17 protein-coding genes, 4 tRNA genes and 1 other RNA gene are annotated in these 25,625 nt (G+C 73.0%); 16 read left to right on the plus strand and 6 right to left on the minus strand.

The genetic code is table 11. The features are described 5' to 3' along the window. The first annotated feature begins 25 nt into the window (after positions 1-25). The 5 genes from ACIPM1_RS30985 (at position 26) to ACIPM1_RS31005 (ending at position 6,359) form a co-directional block, all read left to right on the plus strand. Entirely contained in the window at positions 26-1,999 is a 1,974-nt protein-coding gene (locus ACIPM1_RS30985) for a copper resistance CopC/CopD family protein (RefSeq protein WP_402440334.1), read from the plus strand. Positions 2,000-2,102: 103 nt separating this feature from the next. After that, positions 2,103-2,312: a hypothetical protein gene (locus ACIPM1_RS30990; protein WP_402440292.1), complete on the plus strand. Its 210-nt coding sequence runs from the start codon at positions 2,103-2,105 to the stop codon at positions 2,310-2,312. 140 nt (positions 2,313-2,452) lie between these two features. Continuing rightward, on the plus strand, positions 2,453-2,746 hold the full coding sequence (locus tag ACIPM1_RS30995) for a hypothetical protein (protein WP_402440294.1): 294 nt from the start codon (positions 2,453-2,455) through the stop codon (positions 2,744-2,746). Positions 2,747-2,759: 13 nt separating this feature from the next. Continuing rightward, complete coding sequence (locus tag ACIPM1_RS31000; protein WP_402440296.1) at positions 2,760-3,761, plus strand: DUF2637 domain-containing protein; 1,002 nt, start codon at positions 2,760-2,762, stop codon at positions 3,759-3,761. A gap of 210 nt (positions 3,762-3,971) precedes the next feature. Continuing rightward, complete coding sequence (locus tag ACIPM1_RS31005) at positions 3,972-6,359, plus strand: ATP-binding cassette domain-containing protein (RefSeq protein WP_402440336.1); 2,388 nt, start codon at positions 3,972-3,974, stop codon at positions 6,357-6,359. A gap of 183 nt (positions 6,360-6,542) precedes the next feature. Here the strand turns inward: ACIPM1_RS31005 and ACIPM1_RS31010 are convergent, their stop codons facing one another. After that, on the minus strand, positions 6,543-9,551 hold the full coding sequence (locus ACIPM1_RS31010) for a glycine--tRNA ligase (RefSeq protein WP_402440297.1): 3,009 nt from the start codon (positions 9,549-9,551) through the stop codon (positions 6,543-6,545). A 377-nt stretch (positions 9,552-9,928) separates the two neighbouring features. Between ACIPM1_RS31010 and ACIPM1_RS31015 the strand changes: the two genes are divergently transcribed. Beyond that, positions 9,929-10,078 (plus strand): hypothetical protein, encoded by a 150-nt coding sequence (locus tag ACIPM1_RS31015; RefSeq protein ID WP_402440299.1) that lies wholly within the window; start codon positions 9,929-9,931, stop codon positions 10,076-10,078. A 79-nt stretch (positions 10,079-10,157) separates the two neighbouring features. Here ACIPM1_RS31015 and ACIPM1_RS31020 read toward each other — a convergent pair. Next, positions 10,158-10,245 (minus strand) — tRNA-Ser (locus ACIPM1_RS31020). 72 nt (positions 10,246-10,317) lie between these two features. Here ACIPM1_RS31020 and ffs point away from each other — a divergent pair. The 6 genes from ffs to ACIPM1_RS31050 all read left to right on the plus strand — a co-directional run bounded on the left by ffs (position 10,318) and on the right by ACIPM1_RS31050 (position 19,706). Next, positions 10,318-10,416: signal recognition particle sRNA small type (gene ffs, locus ACIPM1_RS31025), an RNA gene on the plus strand. 46 nt (positions 10,417-10,462) lie between these two features. Then, the gene (locus tag ACIPM1_RS31030) at positions 10,463-12,988 is read left to right on the plus strand and encodes a DNA polymerase III subunit gamma and tau (RefSeq protein ID WP_402440301.1); all 2,526 of its coding nucleotides are present in this window, start codon (positions 10,463-10,465) and stop codon (positions 12,986-12,988) included. A 182-nt stretch (positions 12,989-13,170) separates the two neighbouring features. Beyond that, positions 13,171-14,469: a phosphoribosylamine--glycine ligase gene (gene purD / locus ACIPM1_RS31035; protein ID WP_402440303.1), complete on the plus strand. Its 1,299-nt coding sequence runs from the start codon at positions 13,171-13,173 to the stop codon at positions 14,467-14,469. Positions 14,470-14,776: 307 nt separating this feature from the next. Next, positions 14,777-16,789, plus strand: a complete 2,013-nt coding sequence (locus tag ACIPM1_RS31040; RefSeq protein WP_402440305.1) for a hypothetical protein — start codon at positions 14,777-14,779, stop codon at positions 16,787-16,789. A gap of 418 nt (positions 16,790-17,207) precedes the next feature. After that, entirely contained in the window at positions 17,208-18,698 is a 1,491-nt protein-coding gene (locus tag ACIPM1_RS31045) for a N,N-dimethylformamidase beta subunit family domain-containing protein (RefSeq protein ID WP_402440307.1), read from the plus strand. Between the two features lie 108 nt (positions 18,699-18,806). Further along, on the plus strand, positions 18,807-19,706 hold the full coding sequence (locus ACIPM1_RS31050; protein ID WP_402440309.1) for a phosphoribosylaminoimidazolesuccinocarboxamide synthase: 900 nt from the start codon (positions 18,807-18,809) through the stop codon (positions 19,704-19,706). A 93-nt stretch (positions 19,707-19,799) separates the two neighbouring features. On the opposite strand, the gene ACIPM1_RS31055 is transcribed toward ACIPM1_RS31050, so the two are convergent. The 4 genes from ACIPM1_RS31055 to ACIPM1_RS31070 form a co-directional block, all read right to left on the minus strand. After that, positions 19,800-19,875: transfer RNA gene (locus ACIPM1_RS31055), tRNA-Gly, on the minus strand. 405 nt (positions 19,876-20,280) lie between these two features. Beyond that, positions 20,281-20,353: transfer RNA gene (locus ACIPM1_RS31060), tRNA-Gly, on the minus strand. Between the two features lie 81 nt (positions 20,354-20,434). Further along, positions 20,435-20,506: transfer RNA gene (locus tag ACIPM1_RS31065), tRNA-Gly, on the minus strand. Between the two features lie 175 nt (positions 20,507-20,681). Then, entirely contained in the window at positions 20,682-20,999 is a 318-nt protein-coding gene (locus tag ACIPM1_RS31070) for an Lsr2 family protein (RefSeq protein WP_356192220.1), read from the minus strand. A 354-nt stretch (positions 21,000-21,353) separates the two neighbouring features. Here ACIPM1_RS31070 and purS point away from each other — a divergent pair, with 354 nt between their 5' ends. From purS to ACIPM1_RS31090, 4 genes are all read left to right on the plus strand, one after another. Further along, positions 21,354-21,617, plus strand: a complete 264-nt coding sequence (gene purS, locus ACIPM1_RS31075) for a phosphoribosylformylglycinamidine synthase subunit PurS (RefSeq protein ID WP_020124274.1) — start codon at positions 21,354-21,356, stop codon at positions 21,615-21,617. After that, positions 21,614-22,318 (plus strand): phosphoribosylformylglycinamidine synthase subunit PurQ, encoded by a 705-nt coding sequence (gene purQ, locus ACIPM1_RS31080; protein WP_356192223.1) that lies wholly within the window; start codon positions 21,614-21,616, stop codon positions 22,316-22,318. The genes purS and purQ overlap by 4 nt, the downstream gene beginning before the upstream one ends. Further along, positions 22,315-24,573, plus strand: a complete 2,259-nt coding sequence (gene purL, locus ACIPM1_RS31085; RefSeq protein WP_356192226.1) for a phosphoribosylformylglycinamidine synthase subunit PurL — start codon at positions 22,315-22,317, stop codon at positions 24,571-24,573. Before purQ ends, purL begins: the two co-directional genes overlap by 4 nt. A gap of 175 nt (positions 24,574-24,748) precedes the next feature. Further along, positions 24,749-25,546 carry a sterol carrier family protein gene (locus ACIPM1_RS31090; RefSeq protein ID WP_402440312.1) on the plus strand — a complete coding sequence of 266 codons (798 nt, stop codon included), beginning with the start codon at positions 24,749-24,751 and terminating at the stop codon, positions 25,544-25,546. Positions 25,547-25,625: the final 79 nt, after the last annotated feature.

A 25,625-nucleotide genomic window follows, 5' to 3' on the forward strand; every position in this document is an offset into this window, starting at 1 on the left:
GGAGGGGCGGCGACGGCTTCCGGTGGTGGCGCTGCTGGGCGCCGTAGTGGTCCTGCTGCTCCTCGGGGGCGCCGGGCCCGCCGCGGCGCACGCCGCCCTGCGCGGCGCCGACCCGGCCGACGGCTCCGTCCTCAAGTCGCCTCCGCACGCGATCACGCTGACCTTCACCGAGTCCGTCGGCCTGCTCGACGGCTCCTTCCGCCTCCTCGGCCCCGACGGGCGCCGGGTGCGCACGGGCGAGGCCCGGCACGCTCCGGGCCGGTCCGACACCGTCCGGGCGACCGTGCCGCGCAAGCTGGACCAGGGCACCTTCGTCCTCGCCTGGCGGGTGGTGTCGGCGGACAGCCACCCGGTGTCGGGCGCCTACACCTTCTCCGTGGGCCGCCCGTCCCCGGCGGCCGCCACGGTCGGCTCAGGCCCGGCGGAGGACCCCGTCACCGGCAGCCTCTACGACCTCGCCCGCTGGGCCGCCTACGCCGCCGCGGCCCTGGTCATCGGCACGGCGGTCTTCGCCGCGGCCTGCCGTCCGCCGGACCCCGGCCCGCTGCGCAGGCCGCTCGTGGCGGGCTGGTGGGCGCTGCTGGCGTCCACGGTGGTCCTGCTGGTGCTGCGCGCCCCGTACGAGACGGGCGCGGGCCCGGCGGCGGCGTTCGACCCCTCGGCCCTGTCCCGCACCCTGACCAGCCGCCCGGGCGTGGTCCTGCTGGCCCGCCTGGCCCTGCTCCTGCCGGCCGCGGCCTTCCTCGTCCGGCTGTCCCGGCGCGGCAGGGACGGGAGCCCGGCGCGCCCGACCCCGGCGGCGAGCGCGGTGGGCGCTGCCCTGGCCCTCGCCCTGGCCCTGACCTGGGCCGCGGCCGAGCACGCGTCGGCGGGCCTCCAGGTGCCCGTCGCGATGGCCTCCTCGATCCTGCACCTGCTGGCGATGTCGGTCTGGCTGGGCGGCCTGACGGCCCTGCTCATGACGCTCCGCCGGACGCGGCCCGCCGATCCGGAGCCGAACCCGGACCCGGACCCGGCCCCGGGGGAGGGTGAGACGGGCGAGACGTACCGGACGGGTGGTGACACCCCCTCACCGGCGCCGGCGACGGCGGCCGGCACGGCGACGAAGACCGTACCGGCAGCGACGGCGACCACGTCCCGCGGCCCCGAGCCCGCCCGCGTCCCCCACCCCGCCCTGGCCGCCACCGTCGCCCGCTTCTCCCGCATCGCCTTCGCCGCCGTCGGCGTGCTGGTGGCCACCGGCGTCTACCAGTCCTGGCGCGGCCTCGGCTCCTGGACCGCGTTCACGGACACCTCGTACGGGCGGCTCCTGCTGCTGAAGCTCGCGGCCGTGACCCTGCTGCTGACGGCGGCCGGCCAGTCCCGGAACTGGACGGCACGCCTGCTGACGGCGGACGCGGACGTCGCCGCCGACGACGCCTCCGCGACCGCAGGTGCCACCGCGGCCGACGACGCCTCCGCCGCCTCCGCCGGCGCCTCGCCGACCCACGACTCCGTGGCCGACGCCCCGGCGTCCGACACGTACCGTCGCGGCCTGCGTCGCGCGGTTCTGGCCGAAGTCGGCTTGGGGGCGGCGGTGTTGGTGATCAGCACCGTGCTGACCGGAACCGTGCCGGGGCGCGCGGCGGCCGAGGCCTCGCCCGCCGCCGCGGGGCCGAGCGCAAGCGTCACGTGGATCCCGTTCGACCTCGGCACCTCGGGCGCCCGCGGCAAGGTGCAGATCACCCTGCTGCCGGGCCGCGTGGGCGAGAACACGGTCGAGGCCGTGGTCCTCGGTCCCGACGGCGGAGTGTCCACCGTGCCCGAACTCCGGCTCTCCCTCTCCCTCCCGGCCCGGGACATCGGCCCGATCGACGCCGGGCTCACCGACAAGGGCGGCTACTGGGGCACCGACCACCTCACCCTGCCGATCGCCGGCACCTGGACGATGAAGGCGACGGTGCGGGTCTCGGAACTGGACCAGGTGAGCGAGTCCCGGAAGGTCCGGATCTCCGGCTAGCCCCATGGCCGTGCATATGCGTTTCTATTCCGTAACTTCGCATATGCGTCCGCGTTATGCCGGTGTCGTGCGACACAGCCGACAGGACTTACCGGAGAAAGTCATGTGGAATGTCACCCTATGGATGCTGATCGTGTGTGCTTCCGCGTGCACCGCCGGCTCCATTTTCGTACCGCCCTACCAATGTCGAATGTGGCGGATCGATTCAATGGAATTGAATCGGCGGCGGCGTATGGTCGACGTGCTGCAGAGCAACGCCCGCCCGTTCGGCGCCGATCCGATGTCCGACGAGGTCTCCACCGGTGCCGAGTAGGGTGGCTCCGCGCCCCGCGCCGCCGTCCATCTCTTCGGCTGGACGGACGAGACATCCCATCGCACATATACGTCTTGTCGTGGGAATCCGTTCACCCAAATGCCCCGCATCCGGTGGAGTGGGGCGGCGTTAGTCGGGATATGACTAAGGCAACCAGGGAAGGGCAGTACCTGCGTCTGTTCGTGGGACGCGAGCGGGAGGGGACGGCTGCCGGACGTGCGGTCGCCCTGGGCCCTTACACCTACGATCCCGCCCCGGTGCACGAGGCGGGGCCCGCCAACGGCACGCTGAGCAGAGGCGGTTTCCCGGTGGCGCTGCAGGTGACCGAGCCCCTGCTGCGGGATTTCCTGGACGCGATGAGTGCGCTGGAAGCCGATCTCGCCCGCCGATGGGTGGGCCCGGAGGGCAGATTCCCCTTTTCGGTGGTGGAATAACCAAGGTCGCGCGATGTACGACGAACGAATCGACGGTCATCCCGGACGCTCGGCAGATTATCCGGATTATCTTGACGGATATCAGCAGACCGGCACCGGCCGGCACCGCGCTCCGACTCCGCCTCCGACTCCGGATCCGGCGCCGGAGGCGTATTTCTCGACTCCCCTGGTGCCGCCGGACTCGGCCTGGGACCCGGCCGAGGAATTGGCCTTCATGCTCCAGGACGCGATGTTGGAGCAGAATCGGCCGAGAATTCCGACCGCTCGGACTGAGATGCCGGACCCGGTCACTCCGACCGGGTCCGGCACCCCTTTGGAGAATCTCCAGGAAATCACCGCGGAACTGCCTCCGCTGAGAAGGGTGTCCCGCGGGCATCGCAAGGTCCGCAAGCGCAAGTGGCCGCCCGGCCTGCGGGCCGTCAGTCAGTTCATCGCCGCGCTGGCCGCGGTGACCGCCTCCGCGGTGAGTCTCTTCGGTGGAATGGTTGCCTACGACCCCCTCCGCATCGTGGCCGTGTCCCGTATGCAGGCGGGCATCGCGTCCTGGTGGCCGCTGCTCGTCTTCGGCCCCTGGCTGGTGGCGTCGCTGTCCGTCCTGCGCGCCGCCCTGCACCGGCGCCGCGCCGTCCACTCCTGGTGCGCGGTGCTGCTCTTCTCGGCCATCGCGATGTTCCTGTGCGTCGTCCAGGCGCCCAGGACGCTCGTCGACGTCGCGGCGGCCGCGCTGCCGGGCCTGGCGTCCCTGACCTGCTTCCAGCAGCTCGTCCGCCAGATCACCTTGACCCGCCCGCCCCGGCGCGTCGCCCCCCGCCACCGGCAGCGGCGCGCCCCCCAGTCCGAACTCCCCGCGGACGGCCCGACGTCGGCCCCCGCCTCGGGCCGGACAGCTCCCGCCGCGGGCAGGACCAGGCCGGCCACGGCCAGGACCAGTCCCGCCCGCGGCAAGGCCGGTCCCGCCGCGGGCCGGTCGCAGCCGTCCAACGGGAAGGCCAGGGGCCCGGGCACCCGCTGGTGACGACGAAGGCCCCGGGCGGCGAAGCGCTCGGGGCCTCGCCCGTTCATGGAGTGGGATGCGCCGACTCAGGCGCGCGCGGGGAATCCGTACCGCTTCCCTCAGGAATCGAGAAGCGCCGGGCCCCGCTTCCCGCCTAGCGTGTCTGCCGTGGACATCACCGGCGGCGCCACGGGCCGGGCGGACGGAGCGGACGGAGCGGACGGAGACACGATGAGCATGGCCACGAGGACCGACCCGCGGTCGCCCGCGTCGCACGTGGCAGACAGCCACGATCTGATCCGCGTGCACGGCGCCCGCGAGAACAATCTCAAGGACGTCAGCATCGAGATCCCGAAGCGCCGGCTGACGGTGTTCACCGGCGTCTCCGGATCGGGCAAGAGCTCGCTGGTGTTCGACACCATCGCCGCGGAGTCGCAACGGCTGATCAACGAGACGTACAGCGCCTTCGTCCAGGGCTTCATGCCGAACCTGGCGCGGCCCGAGGTCGACGTGCTCGACGGGCTGACGACCGCGATCATCGTCGACCAGCAGCGTATGGGGGGCGACCCCCGTTCCACGGTCGGCACCGCCACCGACGCCAACGCGATGCTGCGCATCCTCTTCAGCCGGCTCGGCACCCCGCACATCGGCCCGCCCAGCGCGTACGCGTTCAACGTGGCCTCGGTCCGGGCGAGCGGGGCGATCACGGTCGAGCGCGGTGCGAAGAAGGCGGTGAAGGCGACCTACTCCCGCACCGGCGGCATGTGCCCGACCTGCGAGGGCCGGGGCTCGGTCTCCGACATCGACCTCACCCAGCTCTACGACGACTCCAAGTCCCTCAGCGAGGGCGCGCTCACGATCCCCGGCTACAGCATGGACGGCTGGTACGGCCGCATCTTCACCGGCTGCGGCTTCTTCGACCCCGACAAGCCGATCCGCGAGTACACGGAGAAGGAGCTGCACGACCTCCTCCACAAGGAACCGACCAAGATCAAGGTCGAGGGCGTCAACCTGACGTACGAAGGGCTGATCCCGAAGATCCAGAAGTCGATGCTGTCCAAGGACGTCGACGCGCTCCAGCCGCACGTGCGCGCGTTCGTGGAGCGGGCGATGACGTTCACCGCCTGCCCCGAGTGCGACGGCACCCGGCTCAGCGCGGGCGCCCGGTCGTCGAAGATCAGGGGGAGCAGCATCGCCGACGCCTGCGCGATGCAGATCAGCGACCTGGCCGAGTGGGTCCGAGGGCTCGACGAACCGTCCGTGGCGCCGCTGCTCGCCAAACTGCGGCACGCTCTCGACTCGTTCGTGGAGATCGGGCTCGGCTACCTCTCGCTCGACCGGCCGTCGGGCACGCTGTCGGGCGGCGAGGCGCAGCGCGTGAAGATGGTCCGCCACCTCGGCTCCTCGCTCACCGACGTCACCTACGTCTTCGACGAGCCCACCACGGGCCTGCACCCCCACGACATCCAGCGGATGAACTCCCTGCTGCTGCGGCTGCGGGACAAGGGCAACACGGTGCTCGTCGTGGAGCACAAGCCGGAGGTCATCGCGATCGCCGACCACGTCGTCGACCTCGGCCCCGGCGCCGGCACGGCGGGCGGCAGCGTCTGCTTCGAGGGCACCGTCGAGGGGCTGCGGGCCGCCGACACCGTCACCGGCCGCCATCTCGACGACCGGGCCGCCCTCAAGGAGACGGTGCGCAAGCCCAGCGGCACGCTGGAGATCCGCGGCGCGACGGCGCACAACCTGCGCGACGTCGACGTCGACATCCCGCTCGGAGTACTGACCGTCGTCACCGGGGTCGCCGGTTCCGGCAAGAGCTCGCTGGTGCACGGGTCGATCCCGGCCGGCGAGGGCGTGGTGGCGGTCGGCCAGGGCGCGATCCGCGGCTCCAGGCGGAGCAACCCGGCGACGTACACCGGGCTGCTCGACCCGATCCGCAAGGCCTTCGCCAAGGCCAACGGCGTGAAGCCGTCCCTGTTCAGCGCCAACTCCGAGGGCGCCTGCCCCACCTGCAACGGCGCCGGCGTCGTCTACACCGACCTGGCGATGATGGCCGGCGTCGCCACCACCTGCGAGGACTGCGAGGGGAAGCGGTTCGAGGCGTCGGTGCTCGACCACCACCTCGGCGGCCGCGACATCAGCGAGGTGCTGGCCATGTCGGTGGCCGAGGCCGAGGAGTTCTTCGGCGCGGGCGAGGCGCACACGCCGGCCGCGCACCGCGTCCTCGTGCGGCTCGCCGACGTCGGACTCGGCTACCTCACCCTCGGCCAGCCGCTCACCACGCTGTCCGGCGGCGAGCGGCAGCGGCTCAAGCTGGCCACGCACATGGCCGAGAAGGGCGGCGTCTACGTCCTCGACGAGCCGACCGCCGGGCTCCACCTCGCCGACGTGGAGCAACTCCTCGGCCTGCTGGACCGCATCGTCGACTCCGGCAAGTCGGTCGTCGTGGTCGAGCACCACCAGGCGGTCATGGCGCACGCCGACTGGATCATCGACCTCGGCCCCGGCGCCGGCCACGACGGCGGCCGCGTCGTCTTCGAGGGCACCCCCGCCGACCTGGTCGCCGCCCGCTCCACCCTCACCGGCGAGCACCTGGCGGCCTACGTCGGCGCCTGACCCGGAAACCCGGCCGGGTCCCGGCCGCTCGGCGGTCGGCGCCCCGGTGGCGCGCGCCGCGCGCCCGGAGCCCCGCCGGGGAGCCGCGGCCGGCGGCGGGACGGGTTCCGGACGAAGCGCCGCGCCCCCCGGGCCGGATGGGCGAGGGGGGCGCGGCGGGCGTTCACCAGTGCGGGGTACGGCCTACAGCGCGCTCCAGTCCAGCGTGGTGCGGGCCAAACGTGCCACGTCCTCCAGCAGGGCCAGCCGGGCCGCACGGACCGCGAGGTCGGGGTCCATCACCAGGACCTCGTCGAAGAAGGCGTTGACGGCGGCGACCAGCGGGGCGGAGACCTCGACCAGCGCGGTGAGGTCGTCCTCGCGACCGCGCAGGGCCTGGCGGACGGCCTCGGCGCTCTCGGCGAGGCGCAGCTCGGCGGGAGCGGTCAGCCGGGTGCGGTCCACCGCCTCGGCGCCGCCTTCCGCACCGTCCCCGGGGAGAATGCGCAGCACGCGCTGGAGCGCGGCGGTGAGCCCCTCGAACGCCTCGGTGCCGACGTGGCGCTCCAGCGCTGCCAGGGTGCGGTCGCCGTGCGCGGGGCGGTCGGCCCACACCAGGACGGCCTGCACGAGCCGGTGCTCGTGCCCCGCCTCGGTGAGCTGCTGCTCGTAGCGGCGGGTGATCAGTTCGGCGGCCTCCGGGAGCCGCTCGGCGGGCACGTCGACGCCCTGGGCGGCGTAGCGCTCGGCCGCCGCACGCAGCCCGTCCGCCACGCGGAGCCCGGCCAGCCCGGGCACGCTCCGCAGGACGTTGAGGAGACCGATGGCGGCCCGGCGCACCCCGTACGGGTCGGAGCTTCCGGTCGGCACGGCGCCGATCACGAACATGCCCGTCACCAGGTCGAACCGGTCGGCGAGCGACAGCACGGCGCCCGCTTCGCCGGCGGGCAGGGCGCCACCGGAGGAGCGCGGCAACTCCATCTCGGCCAGGGCCCGCGCGACCTCCGCGGACTCACCGGCGCGGCGTGCGTACTCCTCGGCCATCACTCCGGCCAGGCTGGAGAACTCGACCACCATCTGCGACGCCAGATCGAACTTGGCGAGCTCACCCGCGCGACGCACCGTGGCGGCGGCGTCCTGCGGGAGCCCCGCACGTTCGGCCAGGTCGCGGGCGAGCGCGGCGATGCGGTCGGCGCGGTCGGCGACCGTGCCGAGCCGGTCCTCGAAGGTCAGCTTGTCGAGTCGGCCGCGGAAGTCCTGCGGGGACACCTTCAGGTCGGTGCGCCAGAAGAAGGCGGCGTCCTCGTAACGGGCCCGCAGCACCCCCTCGTTGCCCGACCGCACCACGTCGTCGTCGCAGGTGCCGTTGGCGAACGTGATGAAGTACGGCATGAGGCGCCCCTCGCCGTCCAGCACCGGCAGATAGCGCTGGTGCTTGCGCATCACGGTGGTCAGAACGCTCGAGGGCAGGTCGAGATAGCCCTCGTCGAAGGACCCCCGCACCGGGTGCGGGTACTCCACGATGTCGGTGATCTCGTCGATCAGTCCGGCCTCGCCGGCCACGTCGATGAATCCGCCGACCTCCGCCGCCGCCTCGTGGGCGCCGCGCACCACCGCGTCGCGCCGGGACTGCCGGTCCAGCATGATGCCGTGCATCTGGAGGAAGTGGGCGTAGCCGACGGCGGAGGTCACCTGGACGGCCGGGTCGGGGGCCGTGCGGTGGACGCGTGTGGTGGTGCCCGAGGCGAGCGCGGAGACGGCGATCGGCAGGGGCGTGCTGCCGAGCAGGGCGAGCAGCCAGCGGACTGGCCGGGAGAACGACAGGGACGGATCGTTCCACCGCATGTTGCGGCTGGAGCGCAGTTCGCTCACGACCTCGGCCAGCAGCTCGCTGAGCACCTCGACCGCCGTGCGGCCGGGCGCCTCGCGGGTGAGCGCGACGTAGTCGACGCCGTTGACGTCGAGGACCCGCACGTCCGACGGGTCGGCCCCCTGGCTGCGGGCGAAGCCCAGCAGGGCGGGCGTGGGGGCGCCGTCCCGGTAGGCGGCGGCGGCCTTGGGGCCGCGCACGGTCTTGACGGTGTCCGGCTCCCGCGGCTCCACCTTCTCGACCGTGATGACCATGCGGCGCGGGGTGGCCATCGCGGTGATCGCGCCGTGGCCCAGCCGGGTGGCGGCCAGCTTGCTCGTGATCGCCTCGCGCACCGCGTCGGAGGCGGCGCGGACGTCGGCGTACGGCAGCTCCTCCACACCGATCTCGAAGAGCAGCGTCTCGGTATTGAGCACCGTGGGCAGCGCGGCCCGCACGGCGGGGGCCGGCGCGGCGGCCGTTCCGAGCGGGTACTCCAGGGCGGCGCGGCGCTGCCCCCACAGCTTGGCCGACTCGTGCGTGAGGCCGCGCATCAGGGAGAACGCCTTGGCACGCTCGGTGGTGCTGAGGGCGCCGCGCGCGTCGAGCACGTTGAAGGTGTGGCTGCACTTGAGCACGTACGTGTAGGCCGGGATGGGCAGCTCCAGGTCGAGCATGCGCCGCGCCTCGGACGCGTACGACTCGAAGAGCCGGTGGTTGGTCTCGACGTCGGCGTCGTCGAGGTAGTGGCGGCTCATCTCGTACTCGTTCTGGCCGAACACCTCGCCGTAGGTGATGCCCGGCGCGTAGGCGATGTCCTTGAAGTGGGACACGCCCTGAAGGTTCATCAGGATGCGTTCGAGACCGTAGGTGATCTCCACCGACACGGGGGACAGAGTGACCCCGCCGACCTGCTGGAAGTAGGTGAACTGGGTGATCTCCATGCCGTCCAGCCAGACCTCCCAGCCCAGCCCCCAGGCGCCCAGTGCCGGGGAGGCCCAGTTGTCCTCCACGAACCGCACGTCGTGCGCGCCGAGGTCGATGCCGAGTGCCTGGAGGCTGCCCAGGTACAGCTCCTGCGGGTTGCCCGGGTCGGGCTTGAGGATCACCTGGAACTGCGTGTGGGTCTGGAGCCGGTTCGGGTTCTCGCCGTAGCGCGAGTCGTCCGGCCGCACGCTCGGCTCCACGTAGGCGACGCTCCAGGGCTCGGGGCCGATCACCCGCAGCGCCGTGGACGGGTTGGCCGTACCGGCTCCCACCTCTGTGTTCAACGGCTGCGTGATCATGCAGCCGTTGTCGCTCCAGTATTTCTGCAGGGTGAGGATGGCATCCTGCATGGTCAGCGCTGTCTGGCCGTTCTTCATGGTGATCGAATCGCCTGTTTCCCGAGTTGGTGCGGCAAGGTGGTCACGCCCGCGGGCGCCGTCCAGGCGCCGCCGTCTGGACCAAAATACTCAGCGGGTTTGACAGTTCGCCGACATCGTCGGCCGTACTCCGCCCTGCGCCGCCGGGCCCGACTCCACCGTCGTCTCCCACGCGCCCGGACACGGCAGGGGCACGCTTCTCATCGCCTCGTGCTCGCGATGCGCTGCACGCTGCCGGCGGGGTGTACCAGCTCGATCCGACACCGTGGAGCGGGCGTGTTCATGGCATCTTGACCGCCAGGCCGTCAGGCGCGGTGTCGACGACGCTCGCGACACCGCCGCGACCGTCCTCCTGATCCGCGGGGTACACGGACGTCGTGATCGACTTCATGGGCTGGGAGCCCGGGGGAGCGGCCCGCATGCGCGCGCGGTACATGCATGTGACGGGAGTCATGCTCCGCAAGGTCGCCCAGCAGGTCGGCGACGCGCTTTGGACGCCTCCTGGCTCCGAGGAAAAAACGAACTGAGACGGAAACTGAGACGGACAACGTCGAAGGGCCCCACCGCGAACGGTGGGGCCCTTCGACATCGTGCCCGGTGAGGCACTGGCGGAGGATACGAGATTCGAACTCGTGAGGGGTTGCCCCCAACACGCTTTCCAAGCGTGCGCCCTAGGCCTCTAGGCGAATCCTCCGCCGGAAACATTACATGACCGAGAGGAGTGCTCGCGAACTCGTTCCGCCCCCTCCGCATCGGGTAGTCTGTGCGCAGCCCCTCACGCGGCGCTAACTGACTGAACTCCCCCAGGGCCGGAAGGCAGCAAGGGTAGGTCGGCTCTGGCGGGTGCGTGGGGGGCGCTTGCGTTCCGTGGGCCGGGACCATTGTCGGTGGGCGCCTATAACCTCGTAAGCGTGTCGTCTCTCGCGCTCTACCGCCGCTACCGCCCGGAGTCCTTTGCCGAGGTCATCGGGCAGGAGCATGTCACCGACCCGCTGCAGCAGGCGCTGCGGAACAACCGGGTCAACCACGCGTACCTGTTCAGCGGTCCGCGCGGCTGCGGCAAGACGACCAGCGCCCGCATCCTGGCCCGCTGTCTGAACTGCGAGCAGGGGCCGACGCCGACGCCGTGCGGTGAGTGCCAGTCCTGCCGGGACCTGGCGAGGAACGGGCCGGGCTCCATCGACGTCATCGAGATCGACGCCGCTTCGCACGGTGGTGTGGACGACGCCCGCGAGCTGCGCGAGAAGGCGTTCTTCGGGCCCGCGAGCAGCCGCTACAAGATCTACATCATCGACGAGGCCCACATGGTCTCCCCGCAGGGCTTCAACGCCCTGCTGAAGGTCGTCGAGGAGCCGCCGGAGCATCTGAAGTTCATCTTCGCGACCACCGAGCCCGAGAAGGTCATCGGCACCATCCGCTCGCGGACCCACCACTACCCGTTCCGGCTCGTGCCCCCGGGGACCCTGCGGGACTACCTCGGCGAGGTGTGCGGCAAGGAGCGGATCCCGGTCGAGGACGGCGTCCTGCCGCTCGTCGTGCGCGCGGGCGCGGGTTCGGTGCGTGACTCCATGTCCGTCATGGACCAGTTGCTCGCCGGCGCGGGCGACGAGGGTGTGACGTACGCCACGGCCACCGCTCTGCTCGGCTACACGGAGGGCTCGCTGCTCGACTCCGTCGTCGAGTCGTTCGCCACCGGGGACGGCGCAGCGGCCTTCGAGGTCGTGGACCGGGTGATCGAGGGCGGCAACGACCCGCGGCGGTTCGTAGCCGACCTGCTGGAGCGGCTGCGGGACCTCGTGATCCTCGCCGCCGTCCCGGACGCGGCGGAGAAGGGGCTCATCGACGCCCCGGCCGACGTCATCGAGCGCATGCGGGCCCAGGCCGGGGTCTTCGGCGCGGCCGAGCTGAGCCGTGCGGCCGACCTGGTCAACGAGGGACTGACCGAGATGCGCGGCGCCACCTCGCCGCGCCTCCAGCTCGAACTGATCTGCGCGCGCGTGCTGCTGCCGGCCGCGTACGGCGACGAGCGGTCGGTGATGGCCCGGATCGACCGGCTGGAGCGGGGTGTGAGCTTCGCCGCGGGCCCGGGTGCGGGTGCGGGCACGGGCGCGCCCGCCATGGGTTACGTGCCGGGACCGGAGGCGCACGGCGGCGCGGGGGGTCCTCAGGGCGCTCCGGTGTCGCCGGGGGGCGGCCCGGCGGCGGCACGCGCGGCCGTACGGGGGTCGGGTGCGCCGGGGGCTCCCGCGGCGGCGCCGGGCGCTCCGGCGACCCCTCACGCTCCGGCGGCTTCTCAGGTGCCGGGTGCTCCGGGTGCTCCGGGTGGTCCAGGTGCCTTTGCCGGGCCCGCGGGGGCCGCGCAGGGCCATGGAGCGGCCGCATCGGGCCACCCCGGGGGCGGTCCCGGCGCGGGCTCCGGTGGACCGGCGCCCACCGGACCGGCGCCCTCCGGGCCCGCCGCCGGTGACCGTCACGAGGAGCCGCACACGCCTGCCGCGGCGGCGGCCCCGTCCGCCCCCGCTCCCGCGTCCCCGCAGGCTCCGCCCTCGGGGCCCGCCGCGCCCGGCGCCTGGCCCACCGCGGCCCCCGCGGGCGGCGGCCGGCGGCCCGGCGGCTGGCCCACGGCGACGGCCCCGGGCGGCGGCGGACGGCCCCCCGCCGGTCCGGGCGCGCCGGCCCAGGGGCAGCAGCCGCCGGCCCATGCCGCACCCGCGCAACCGGCGCCCCCGCACCAGGCGCCGCCCGCCTCCGCACCCGCATCGTCTCCGCCGGGCGGCGGGATCGACCCCCGCTCGCTCTGGCCGAACATCCTCGAGGCGGTGAAGAACCGCCGCCGCTTCACATGGATCCTGCTCAGCCAGAACGCCCAGGTCACCGGCTTCGACGGCACCACCCTCCAGATCGGCTTCGTCAACGCCGGAGCCCGGGACAACTTCGCCGGCAGTGGCAGCGAGGACGTGCTCCGGCAGGCGCTGGCCGAGCAGTTCAACGTCCACTGGAAGATCGAGGCGATCGTCGACCCGACGGGCGGCGGCTCCGCACCCCCCGCGCCCGGCGGCTTCGGTGGGGGCGGCGGCTCCGGCTTCGGGGGCTCCGGACCGGGCTTCGGCGGTCCCGGTGGCGGCTACGGCGGCGGGGGCGGTGTGGCGGCGGCGTCGCGCACGGCGGCTCCCCAGGCCCCGCCTCACGCTCCCGCGTCCGGCCGTCCGTCCGCCTCGGCGGGTGCGTCCACGGGACGGGCGGAGCGGTCGCCCTCCGCGTCCCCGTCGGCCCCGGCCGCCCCCCGGCCCTCCGCTCCCGAGCCCACCCCGGTCGCCCCCGAGGACGACATCCCCGAGGACGACGACCCCGACCTCGACGAGTCCGCCCTCTCCGGACACGACCTGATCGTGCGCGAACTGGGCGCGACCGTGGTCGAGGAGTACTCGACGGAGTGACGCGGCGACGAAGCGGCGGCACAGGGCAGTGACACGAGCGGCGGCACGAGCGGCGGTGCCTGGCAGCGGCCGCGGGCAGGGAACACGGGACCGGGCCTTCGTAGGAACGTACGAAGGCCCGGTCGCCCGCTCCTCGGCGGCCCGCACAACCGGTGCCCGCCGCCTCCCGTTAGGCTGACCCCGTGAAGGTCCTCGTCATCGGTAGCGGCGCCCGCGAGCACGCCCTGTGCCGTTCTCTGTCCCTCGACCCCGACGTCACGGCGCTGCACTGCGCCCCCGGCAATGCCGGCATCGCCGAGGTCGCCGAGCTGCACCAGGTCGACGCCCTGGACGGCGCCGCCGTCGCCGCGCTGGCCTCGCGGCTGGGCGCCGACCTCGTGGTCGTCGGCCCGGAGGCCCCGCTGGTCGCGGGGGTCGCCGACGCCGTGCGCGCGGCGGGCATCCCGGTCTTCGGACCGTCCAAGGAGGCCGCGCAGCTCGAGGGCTCCAAGGCCTTCGCCAAGGACGTGATGGCCGCGGCGGGCGTCCCCACGGCCCGTTCGTACGTCTGCGCCACGCCGGAGGAGGCCGCCGCGGCCCTCGACGCCTTCGGCGCCCCGTACGTCGTCAAGGACGACGGGCTCGCCGCGGGCAAGGGCGTCGTCGTCACCGGTGACCTCGACGACGCCAAGGCGCACGCGGCAGCCTGCATGGGAACGGCCTCCGGGACCCCCGGACAGCCGGCCGGGCAGCGGGGAAGCGTCGTCGTCGAGGAGTACCTCGACGGCCCGGAGGTGTCCCTGTTCGCCGTCACCGACGGCGAGACGGTGGTGCCGCTGCAGCCCGCGCAGGACTTCAAGCGCGCCCTGAACGGCGACGAGGGCCCGAACACCGGCGGCATGGGCGCGTACTCCCCGCTGCCCTGGGCCGACCCCAAGCTCGTGGACGACGTGCTGCACAGCGTGCTGCAGCCCACCGTCGACGAGATGCGCCGCCGGGGCACGCCGTTCTCCGGCCTGCTCTACGCCGGACTGGCGATCACCGCCCGCGGGATCCGCGTGATCGAGTTCAACGCCCGTTTCGGCGACCCCGAGACCCAGGTCGTCCTGGCCCGCCTGCGGACCCCGCTCGCCGGTGTCCTGATGGCCGCCGCCACCGGCACCCTCGCGCACCTGGAGCCGCTGCGCTGGAGCGACGACGCGGCCGTCACCGTGGTCGTCGCCTCGCACAACTACCCCGGCACCCCGCGCACCGGCGACCCGATCACCGGGCTGGACGAGGTGGCCGCCCAGGACGCCCCGCACGCGTACGTCCTGCACGCCGGCACCCGGCGCGACGGCGACACCGTCGTGAGCGCGGGCGGCCGCGTGCTGTCCGTCACCGCGACCGGCGAGGACCTGACCCAGGCCCGCGACCGCGCGTACACCGCCGTGGCCCGCATCGGCCTCGACGGTTCCCAGCACCGTACCGACATCGCGGCGAAGGCGGCGGCGGGCGCGTAGCGCCACCGCACCCCGGCGCCCCACCCGGCACCGCACCAGCAACCGGCACCACATACGCACACCGCACGCGCCCTCAGGCCCCGGACGAGATCCGGGGCCTGACCGTTGCTTTCGGTCGCCCAGCTCTGACCAAAGCCATTCCATCGAGTGACCGATGTTCTATCCGGCTGACGTGGGCCGCAGCCCCAACTAGGGTGCGGCGCAAGCGTTCCGGCACTTGGCCCACCGGCATTGCGATGTCGGTGGCGGGTGCCACAGTGGGGGAGTGAGCAACACCAGGACAGTCGGGAGGGGGTGACGTCCGGCCGTGACCGGTACGGGTGTGGAGATCGGTGCGCAGGCCGCGCGCTCGCGTGCCCTGGCCGTGCTGCGCGTCCGCAGCCGGGCGCTGGCCGTCGCCCTGCTGCCCGCCGCGGTCGCCGTGGTGCTGCTCGCGGGCGACTCCACCGGCCATTTCGTGGGCCGGGGCTGGGACGTGGCCCGCTGGATCGTGGGCGCGGTGGCGGTCGTCGTCCTGCTCGCCGCCGCCGGCGTCGGCCTGGTGGTCGCCCGGGCCCGCCCGGCCACCACTCCGACGGTCCCGATCCCCGAGGAGGCCGCCCCGGACCTGTACCGGCTGGTGCGCGACCTCGCCGACCGCCTCGACGTCCCCGCCCCCTCCGCCATAGCGCTCACGCCGGACTGCGACAGCTGGTTGGAGGACCGCACCCACCCGGCCCACGGCCCTCCCCCGCGCGAGGTCCACGACGAGCCGGACGGCATACGCGGTCTGTCCCTGGCCCGGCCGCGCCGTACCGCCGCGCCGGTCCTGGTGATCGGCTCCCCGTTCCTGTGGTGGATGCGGGTCGGCGAGCTGCGGGCCGTCCTCGCCCCGGTCGTCGCCGGTACGGGACCCTCGGCGCACCCGGACATAGCCGCCGCCCGGCGCTTCGTCCGCGGTCTGGACGCCGCGGTGGCCGTCGCCGCCACGCCCGGCCGCTGTCGGCTGTCCCGCGGGGTGTGCGCGGCGCTCGGCCGCGTCGCCCGGCTGCTGCTGCGCGGCTGCCGGGAGCACGCCACCGAGATGGAGCGCGGGGTGGCCTCCGCCGCCGCCGAGCGCGCCCAGACCGTCGACTACGGGCTGCGGATCGTCGCGCAGGAACAGGTGGGCCTTGCGTACGCGGGCTGGGACCGGCTGCTGACCCGGGTCGCGCTGCCCGCCTGGCGCATGGGCCGCTGGCCCGCGCGGCTGGACGCGGGCGTGGTCGCGGCCCTCACCGAACTGTCCCGCCGGGACCGCCTGGCCGAGGGCTTCGCCTCCCGGCTCGGCGAGCGCCCCGCCTGCGACCTGCTCGAGGAGCCCGGGACGGTGGACGAGGCCGCCTCGCTGCTGGCCGCCCGCCTCTTCCACGGCGGCCCGGCCGAGCGCGGGCCGGACTGGTCGCCGGTCGACTGGGAGGCGTACCCGGAGGAGGTCGTCGACCGCAAGTGGCGCGCCGACGCGGCCCGGCTGCACCGGGTGCTGGACAGCCTGGGCGTACGCCGTGCCCCGGTGCCCCCGGCCGCGAATCCGCACGGCCCGACCCTGGACCGCGTCCTGGACCATCTGGCGGCCGCCCCGCACGGCCCCGACGACCACGGACTCGGCCCCGACGTTCACGGGCCCGGCCCCCGTGACCACGGGCTCGCGACAGAGGCCCCCGCTCACCGTCCCGGCCGCGACGCCCGCGCTCTCGCGGCCGGCGCTCACGGGCTCGGGCCCGCCGCCCCGTCCGACGCGGAGGCGCGCCGGCCCGGCGCCGCCGCTCCGGGGCCCGTTGCCACGCCGGGCGCCGCCCCCGCCGTCCAGCCGGGCGCCGCGTCGGGCACCGCGCCCGCGGCGGGGACGCGCGGGACCGAGGAGGAGGACACGGCGGAGTTCGGCAGCGAGCGGAGCGCGGCGCTCGCGGCGGGGCTCAGCGCCGAGCTGGCCCGCGAGGAGGCGGCCGCTCCGCCCCGCGCGGCGGCCTCGCCCCAAGGCGCGGGCCAAAGCCCGGCTCCCGACCTCACGCCCTGGGACGACGGAGCCCTGCCGCTGTTCCCGCTCCAGCCCCCGCGCACCGGCCGCGACCTGCTCGCCGACCACGTCACCGCGATGGTGTGCTGTGCCGCGATGGACACCGCCGGCGCGACTCCGGGCCTCGACTGGCTGGACGGCCCCGCCCTGATGCTGGGCGGCGAGCGGGCCGCCGACCTCGGCTCCAAGGTCCTCGCCCTGGTCGAGGACGGCGATCCGGGCCCGTTGCGGACCTGGCTGAGCGATCTCGGCATACGCCCGGAGAAGCCCGTCCGGCTCGGCTGAGCTGGGACGACGGCGGAGCCGACGCCCCGCCTACCGGACCCCCCGCTTCCACTTTCGGCCAATACGCAACGAATAGTGACAACATGCGTGCGTCATGTGATGTGCTGGAACCGAACACGCGCCTGGCAAACGCGCGCGACATACGACACGCGGCATCCGCCGACAGACAGACAGTGGCAGACGCCGACACGAACCGACAGACGACGTCCCGTGCCGTCGGACGGCGACCACCGACGGCCACGGACGACGGACGACGGCGAGCACCGACGACGGACGAGCGGGGGCGCGCCGCCGGACGCCGACAGAACCGCAGGCAAGAGCCGGCGGAACCGCAGGGCACGAGCGGACACCCGCAGGCACCGACGGGTACCCACCGGTACACGACGACTGACCACGGGGGCACGAGGGAGGGGACGCCATGGGGTCGGAGCACATCCGCCGCTGGGAGTCGGGAGCACTCGCGCACGCCGTGACGGACCCCTTCGGCCAGGGGCCGGTCCCCTGGCTGCGCGGCAGCGAGACCTACTTCGACGACACCGGCCACGTCGTCCCCTGGTACGTCGACCCGGCGCCGCAGTCCGCGGCCGGCGCCCCGCGCGTTCCGGCCCCCCGGGCCTCCGGCGACCCCCGCTCGGCCGACGACGTGCACCGCCAGATCAAAGGTTTCACCTCCACCGGCGCCGTCGCGCCCGGCGAGGCGATCGACTTCCACGTCACGGTCGACCCGCCCCAGCAGTTCGGCGTGGACGTCTACCGCATCGGCCACTACGGCGGCGACGGCGCGGCCAAGATCACCACCAGCCCGCGTCTGTCCGGCATCGTCCAGCCCCCGCCGCTGGCCGCCGACCGCACGGTCTCCTGCCACCACTGGTGGCTGTCCTGGCGCCTACAGGTCCCCTCGTACTGGAGCATCGGCGCGTACGTCGCCGTCCTGACCACGGCCGACGGATACCGCTCGCACGTGCCCTTCACCGTCCGGGACGAGCGCCCGGCGGACCTGCTCCTGCTCCTGCCCGACATCACCTGGCAGGCCTACAACCTCTACCCGGAGGACGGCCGCACCGGCGCCAGCCTCTACCACGCCTGGGACGGCAAGGGCCGGCTGCTCGGCGAGGCCGACGCCGCGACCACGGTCTCCTTCGACCGCCCGTACGCGGGCGCGGGCCTGCCGCTGCACGTGGGCCACGCCTACGACTTCATCCGCTGGGCCGAGCGCTACGGCTACGACCTCGCCTACGCCGACGCCCGCGACCTGCACTCCGGCCGGATCGACCCCGCCCGCTACCGAGGCCTCGTCTTCCCCGGGCACGACGAGTACTGGTCGGTCGCCATGCGCCGTACCGTCGAGCGCGCCCGCGACCACGGCACGTCCCTGGTGTTCCTCTCCGCCAACACCATGTACTGGCAGGTGGAGCTGGGCCCCTCCCCGTCCGGGGTCCTGGACCGCCTGCTCACCTGCCGCAAGCGCAAGGGACCCGGCCGGCCCGTGCTGTGGCGGGAGATCGACCGGCCCGAGCAGCAGCTCGTCGGCATCCAGTACGCCGGCCGCGTCCCCGAGCCGCGCCCCCTGATCGTGCGGAACGCGGACCACTGGCTGTGGGAGTCGACCGGAGCGCACGAGGGCGACGGCATCGAGGGCCTGGTCGCGGGCGAGGCCGACCGCTACTTCCCGCGCACCCCGCTCCCCGCGCACCAGGACCGCATCCTGCTCGCCCACTCCCCGTACACCGACGGCGAGGGCGTCCTGCGCCACCAGGAGACGTCCCTCTACCGGGCCCCCTCCGGCGCCCTGGTCTTCGCCTCCGGGACGTTCGCCTGGTCGCCGTCGCTGGACCGTCCCGGGCACGTCGACGCGCGGATCCAGCGGGCCACCGCCAATCTGCTGGACCGCATCTGCAAACGGGACTGAGCGAGCCCTCCGGGTCTCGTCCGCCCCCGTCCGACCCACCCCAGCCCGAGTCCGATCCTCCCCATACGGGAGAATCGAGCCACTTGGACAGAACCACGGGGAGGAACCGTGTCCGGATTCGTCGAAAAGCCCGAGCCGATCCAGGTTCCGGGCCTGGTGCATCTGCACACCGGCAAGGTGCGCGAGCTGTACCGGAACGAGGCGGGCGACCTCGTGATGGTCGCCAGCGACCGCATGTCCGCCTACGACTGGGTGCTGCCCACCGAGATCCCCGACAAGGGCCGCATCCTCACGCAGCTCTCCCTGTGGTGGTTCGAACGGCTCACCGACCTGGTCCCGCACCACGTCCTGAGCTCGGAGCTGCCCGAGGGCGCCCCGGCCGACTGGGCGGGCCGCACCCTGGTCTGCAAGTCGCTGCGGATGGTCCCCGTGGAGTGCGTGGCCCGCGGCTACCTCACCGGCTCGGGCCTGGCCGAGTACGCCGAGTCCCGCACGGTCTGCGGCCTCGCCCTGCCCGAGGGCCTGGAGGACGGGTCCGAGCTTCCCGCGCCGATCTTCACCCCGGCCACCAAGGCCGCGGTCGGCGAGCACGACGAGAACGTCTCCTACGAGGAGGTGGCCCGCCGGGTCGGCGCGGAGACCGCCGCCCAGCTGCGCCAGACGACCCTCGCCGTCTACAGCCGGGCCCGGGACATCGCCCGCGACCGCGGGATCATCCTCGCGGACACCAAGTTCGAGTTCGGCTTCGACGGGGACACCCTCGTCCTCGCCGACGAGGTGCTCACCCCGGACTCCTCCCGTTTCTGGCCGGCCGACCAGTGGCAGCCGGGCCGTGCGCAGCCGTCGTACGACAAGCAGTTCGTCCGCGACTGGCTCACCTCGCCCGAGTCCGGCTGGGACCGCGCGAGCGAGCAGCCCCCGCCGCCGCTCCCGCGGGACGTCGTCGAGGCGACGCGCGCGAAGTACGTGGAGGCGTACGAGCGGCTGACGGGGATGAGCTGGTCCTAGCGGCCTCCGCGTGACCGGGCCCGTGGGCGGCCCGGTCACCGCCGGGCCCGGGAACGCCGAAGGCCCCGGTCGGGATGACCGGGGCCTTCGCTGTGGAGCGGACGACGAGGCTCGAACTCGCGACCTCAACCTTGGCAAGGTTGCGCTCTACCAACTGAGCTACGTCCGCAGTGCGCCGTGGCGCGAGGCCAACTATACCCAACCTCAGGCACGTGCGAGCCGCATCGCCGTGCGCCGCTTCCCGGCCCTCGGTCCGGTCGCGGCAGGCGGCCGGTCGTCCGGCGCGGTCCGCGGTGGCGCGCGGTCGGCGCGGCGGGTTCCGAGGACGGGGGGCGGCCGGCCAACTCCCGAACGAGGCGGCGCTTTTCCCGGGAGTCCGCGCGGACGATCCCGGCGAGCTGACGGAGGATGAGGGGCGCCGGCGGGTGCCTCAGCCCGTCGCCCCGCGGGCGGGGATGTGGCGACGTTCACATCGCGCGCGTCGCCTTCGTGGGTACTCACTCGGTGGCAGGGAAATGCCCCCGGCTCGAAAACGAAAAAGACCCCGATCCCATGGACCGGGGTCTTCATCCCGAGCGGACGACGAGGCTCGAACTCGCGACCTCAACCTTGGCAAGGTTGCGCTCTACCAACTGAGCTACGTCCGCATTGCCTCCGACCGGCTCCCACCGATCGGCGCGAGCACCAGCCTACCTGATCCACATCAGTGGTCGGGACCGGCGGTGCAGAGCGGGTGACAGGAATCGCACACTGCGCCTTCCCCCTGGAAGGGGGATGTTCTACTACTGAACTACACCCGCATGTACTCCGTGGGTTCCGGCCTTTCGGCCTCGCCCCTCGGCGTGCTCCAGACATTAGCTGATCAGCAGGGGGGTAGCGCAAGTCGGTTGACGCCAGGGCCCGCTGACGGGCCCTGAGCACGCGCCGTGAGGGGCTCCCGGCGCTCCGGGAGGGCGGGCGCGAGGGGCGGCTCCGTCACCGGGCCGCGGAGAACGCCTCGTAGACCCGCTTGGGGATCCGGCCGCGCGCCGGCACCTCCATCTTGTTGGCCTGGGCCCAGGCCCGGACGGCCGCGGGGTCCGGGGCGACCTCCGTCTGCCGGTAGGCCTTGCCCGACTTCGACCGCTTGCGGCCGGCCTCCACGTACGGCTCGAGCGCCTTACGCAGTTTCTTGGCATTGGTTTGGTTCAGGTCGATCTCGTAGAACTTGCCGTCGAGTCCGAAGGCGATCGTTTCCGCCGCTTCCGAGCCGTCGATGTCGTCAAAGAGAGTGACCACGACACGCTGCGCCACGAATATCGGTCCCTTCGTGCGACACCTCTGCTGCCACGCGCTCCGCGATGACGTGCGAAGACGTTCGGAGATGTCGGCTGTCCGCCTGTTATCGGGAAAAGTATCGGCTGTTGCCAATTCATTTGTACAGTGCCGGGCATTGCAAAGTGAAGTCCGACTAAATCTGTCCGCGTGTCCGGGGGCAATACGGCGTCCCGCACCGAACGCTGAACTTTCCCAGAACTTTTCACGAAGTCCGCGCTCCGATGCCGGATCGTGATGGCCATCACGTAGATTCCTACGAATCTACCCGCGTAGAAATTTTGTGCGGGTAGTCTGAAGGGACCTGCTCAGCACCACACACCGGGAGTGCCAGTGGCACGCGTCGTAGTCGACGTCATGCTCAAGCCGGAGATCCTCGACCCCCAGGGCCAGGCGGTGCAGCGCGCACTGCCGCGCCTGGGTTTCGAAGGCATCTCCGACGTCCGCCAGGGAAAGCGATTCGAACTGGAAGTTGACGGGCCGGTCGACGAGGCCGTGCTCGCCCGCATTCACGATCTTGCCGAATCCTTCCTCGCCAACACCGTGATCGAGGACTTCACCGTCAAGGTGGAGGAAGTCGCGGAGGCCGCGAAGTGACCGCTCGTATCGGCGTCGTCACTTTCCCGGGCAGCCTCGACGACCGGGACACCCAGCGCGCTATCCGTCTCGCGGGAGCCGAACCGGTCGCTCTCTGGCACAAGGACAAGGACCTCAAGCAGGTCGACGCCGTGGTCCTGCCCGGCGGTTTCTCCTACGGCGACTATCTGCGGGCCGGCGCCATCTCCCGCTTCTCGCCGGTGATGGAGACGGTCATCGAGCAGGCGAGGGCCGGACTGCCGGTCCTCGGCATCTGCAACGGGTTCCAGGTCCTCACCGAGGCCCACCTCCTCCCGGGCGCGATGCTCGGCAACGACCACCTCCACTTCGTCTGCCGCGACCAGAAGCTTCGGGTGGAGAACGCGGAGACCGCCTGGACCAGCGACTACACCGCCGGCCAGGAGATCCGCATCCCGCTGAAGAACATGGACGGCCGGTACGTCGCCGACGCGTACACGCTGGACAAGCTGGAGGCCGAGGGGCGGGTGGCCTTCCGGTACATGGTCCACGGCGACGCCGCCGACGGATACGGCAACCCCAACGGCAGCCTCCGGGACATCGCCGGCATCACCAACGAGGCCGGCAACGTCGTCGGCCTGATGCCGCACCCCGAGCACGCCGTCGAGCCGCTGATCGGTACGGGTCGTACCGACGGTCTCCCCTTCTTCACCTCGATCCTCAAGAAGCTGGTCAACGCATGAGCCGGACGCCTCTGGACACGGTCGAGCACGCGGCCGCGACCCCCGACGTCGAGCTGCCCTGGGCCGAACTCGGCCTGAAGAAGGACGAGTACGAGCGGGTCGTGGAGATCCTGGGCCGCCGCCCGACCGGCGCCGAGCTCGCCATGTACTCGGTGATGTGGTCCGAGCACTGCTCGTACAAGTCCTCCAAGGTCCACCTGCGCCAGTTCGGCGAGAAGGCCCCGGAGAACGACGCCCTCCTCGTCGGCATCGGCGAGAACGCCGGCGTCGTCGACGTCGGCCAGGGCTACGCGGTCACCTTCAAGGTGGAGTCGCACAACCACCCCTCCTACGTCGAGCCCTACCAGGGCGCGGCCACCGGAGTCGGCGGCATCGTCCGCGACATCATCGCGATGGGCGCCCGCCCGGTCGCGGTCGTGGACCCGCTGCGCTTCGGCGCCGCCGACCACCCCGACACCAAGCGCGTCCTGCCGGGCGTGGTCGCGGGCATCGGTGGCTACGGCAACTGCCTCGGCCTGCCGAACATCGGCGGCGAGGTCGTCTTCGACGCCTGCTACCAGGGCAACCCGCTGGTCAACGCGGGCTGCGTCGGGGTGATGCGGCACGAGGACATCCACCTCGCCAAGGCCTCCGGCGCGGGCAACAAGGTCATCCTGTACGGCGCCCGGACCGGCGGCGACGGCATCGGCGGCGCGTCGATCCTGGCGAGCGAGACCTTCGACGACGCCAAGCCCTCCAAGCGCCCGGCCGTCCAGGTCGGCGACCCCTTCCAGGAGAAGCTCCTCATCGAGTGCACCCTGGAGGCCTTCAAGGAGAAGCTGGTCGTCGGCATCCAGGACCTCGGCGCGGCCGGTCTGTCCTGCGCCACCTCGGAGCTGGCCTCCAACGGCTCAGGCGGCATGCGCGTCACCCTGGACGACGTACCGCTGCGCGACTCCACGCTCTCGCCGGAGGAGATCCTCATGAGCGAGTCGCAGGAACGCATGTGCGCGGTCGTCGAGCCGGGCAAGGTCGACCGCTTCCTGGAGATCTGCGAGAAGTGGGACGTCATCGCCACCGTCATCGGTGAGGTGACCGACGGCGACCGCCTGGAGATCTACTGGCACGGCGGCAAGATCGTCGACGTCGACCCGCGCACGGTGGCGCACGAGGGCCCGGTCTACGAGCGCCCCTACGCCCGCCCGTCCTGGCAGGACGCGCTCCAGGCCGACGACGCGAACAAGCTGCCCCGGCCGGCCTCGGGCGAGGAGCTCAGGGACCAGGTCCTGAAGCTGGTGGCCTCCCCCAACCAGGCCTCCAAGAAGTGGATCACCTCGCAGTACGACCACTTCGTGCAGGGCAACACCGTCCTCGCCCAGCCCGAGGACTCCGGCATGATCCGCATCGACGAGGAGACCGGCCTCGGTGTCGCCCTCGCCACCGACGGCAACGGCCGGTACGCCAAGCTCGACCCGTACACGGGCGCGCAGCTGGCCCTCGCCGAGGCCTACCGGAACGTGGCGACGACCGGCGCCAAGCCGCTCGCCGTCTCCGACTGCCTGAACTTCGGCTCGCCCGAGGACCCGGCGGTGATGTGGCAGTTCGCGGAGGCCGTGCGCGGCCTGGCCGACGGCTGTCTGCAGCTGGGCACCCCGGTGACCGGCGGCAACGTCTCGCTCTACAACCAGACCGGCGAGGCCGCCATCCACCCGACCCCCGTGGTCGCCGTCCTCGGCGTCATCGACGACGTGGCACGGCGCACCCCGGTCGCCTTCCAGGAGGAGGGGCAGCTGCTCTACCTCCTCGGCGACACCCGCGAGGAGTTCGGCGGCTCGGCCTGGTCGCAGGTGATCCACGACCACCTCGGCGGTCTGCCGCCCAAGGTCGACCTGGAACGGGAGCGGCTGCTCGCCGAGATCCTGATCTCCGCCTCCCGCGACGGCATGATCGACTCGGCGCACGACCTGTCCGACGGCGGGCTGGTCCAGGCCGTGGTCGAGTCGGCGCTGCTCGGCGGCAAGGGCGCGCGCCTGGTCGTGCCCGACGGGCTGGACGCCTTCACCTTCCTCTTCTCCGAGTCGGCGGGGCGCGCCATCGTCGCCGTGCCGCGCTCGGAGGAGGTCCGCTTCAACGACATGTGCGGCGCGCGCGGTCTGCCCGCCACCCGTGTCGGTGTCGTGGACGGTGACGCGGTGGAGGTCCAGGGCGAGTTCGCGCTCCCCCTGGCCGCGCTGCGCGAGGCCCACGAGAACACCATCCCGGCGCTGCTCAAGTAGGCGGTCGTACGACGGGCAGGGCCCCACCCGGCGCACGGGCAGGGCCCCACCCGGCGCACGGGCGGGGCCCTGCCCGTCGTGCCGTCCGGCCACCGCCGTGGCCGGCTCCCCGTGACCGGCACCCCGGCCCCGCGCAGAGCACGGAGCGGCCGGCGCGCCGACTAGGCTCACCGCCATGCCCCCGGCCAAGAAGCGCACCAGGACGTACGACCCCGTCAGGACGCGGGAGGCGGTGTGCGCCCAGTTCGCGCGGGTGCGGGAGGCGGTCGGCGGGCTGACGGCCGAGCAGCTCGCCCTGCCCACCCGGCTCGGCGACTGGACCGTACGGGAGCTGGTCGCGCACATCGGGGCCGCGCTCTCGGCGGTCGACCGGGCCCTCGGCCGTCCGGAGCCCCTCCGGCAGGACGTGACGCTGCTGGACTGGCCCTCCACCACCGGCGCGGCCTCCGCGGCCCTCGCCGAGCACGCCCACCGGCTCGCCGAGGAGAACCCGGACCTCGACGCCTACCTCGGCGCGGTCGAGGAGCGGTTGCGGACCCGCCTCGACGAGCACCCCGGCACCCGGCTGCTCGCCACCCCCGCGGGCGCCCTTCCGCTCACGGACTACCTGGTCACCCGCGCCGTCGAGCTCGTCGTCCACACCGACGACCTGAACGCCGCCGTGCCGGGGCTCGCCGTGCCCCACGACCGCCAGGCCCTCGCCGCCTGCACCCGGCTGCTGGCCGACACGCTCGCCGCCCGGGCACCCGGCGGGTCGACCGAGGTGCGCATTCCGCCGTACGCCGTCGTCCAGTGCGTCGAGGGCCCCCGGCACACCCGCGGCACCCCGCCCAGCGTCGTCGAGACCGACCCGCTGACCTGGGTCCGGCTGGCGACCGGGCGCACGGCGTGGCGGGACGCGGTGGAGGCGGCCGAGGTCAGGGCCAGCGGGGAGCGGTCCGACCTCGCGGGACTGCTGCCGCTGATGCGCTGAGCGGCTCTGGCCGAAGCGGCCGTACGCCGAAAGGGACAGATCGGGTGGAACCGGTCGCACCTCCCTCCCGTCCCATCCG

Origin of the sequence: Streptomyces sp. NPDC086766 (genome assembly GCF_044746005.1) — a bacterium.
GTDB lineage: Bacteria > Actinomycetota > Actinomycetes > Streptomycetales > Streptomycetaceae > Streptomyces.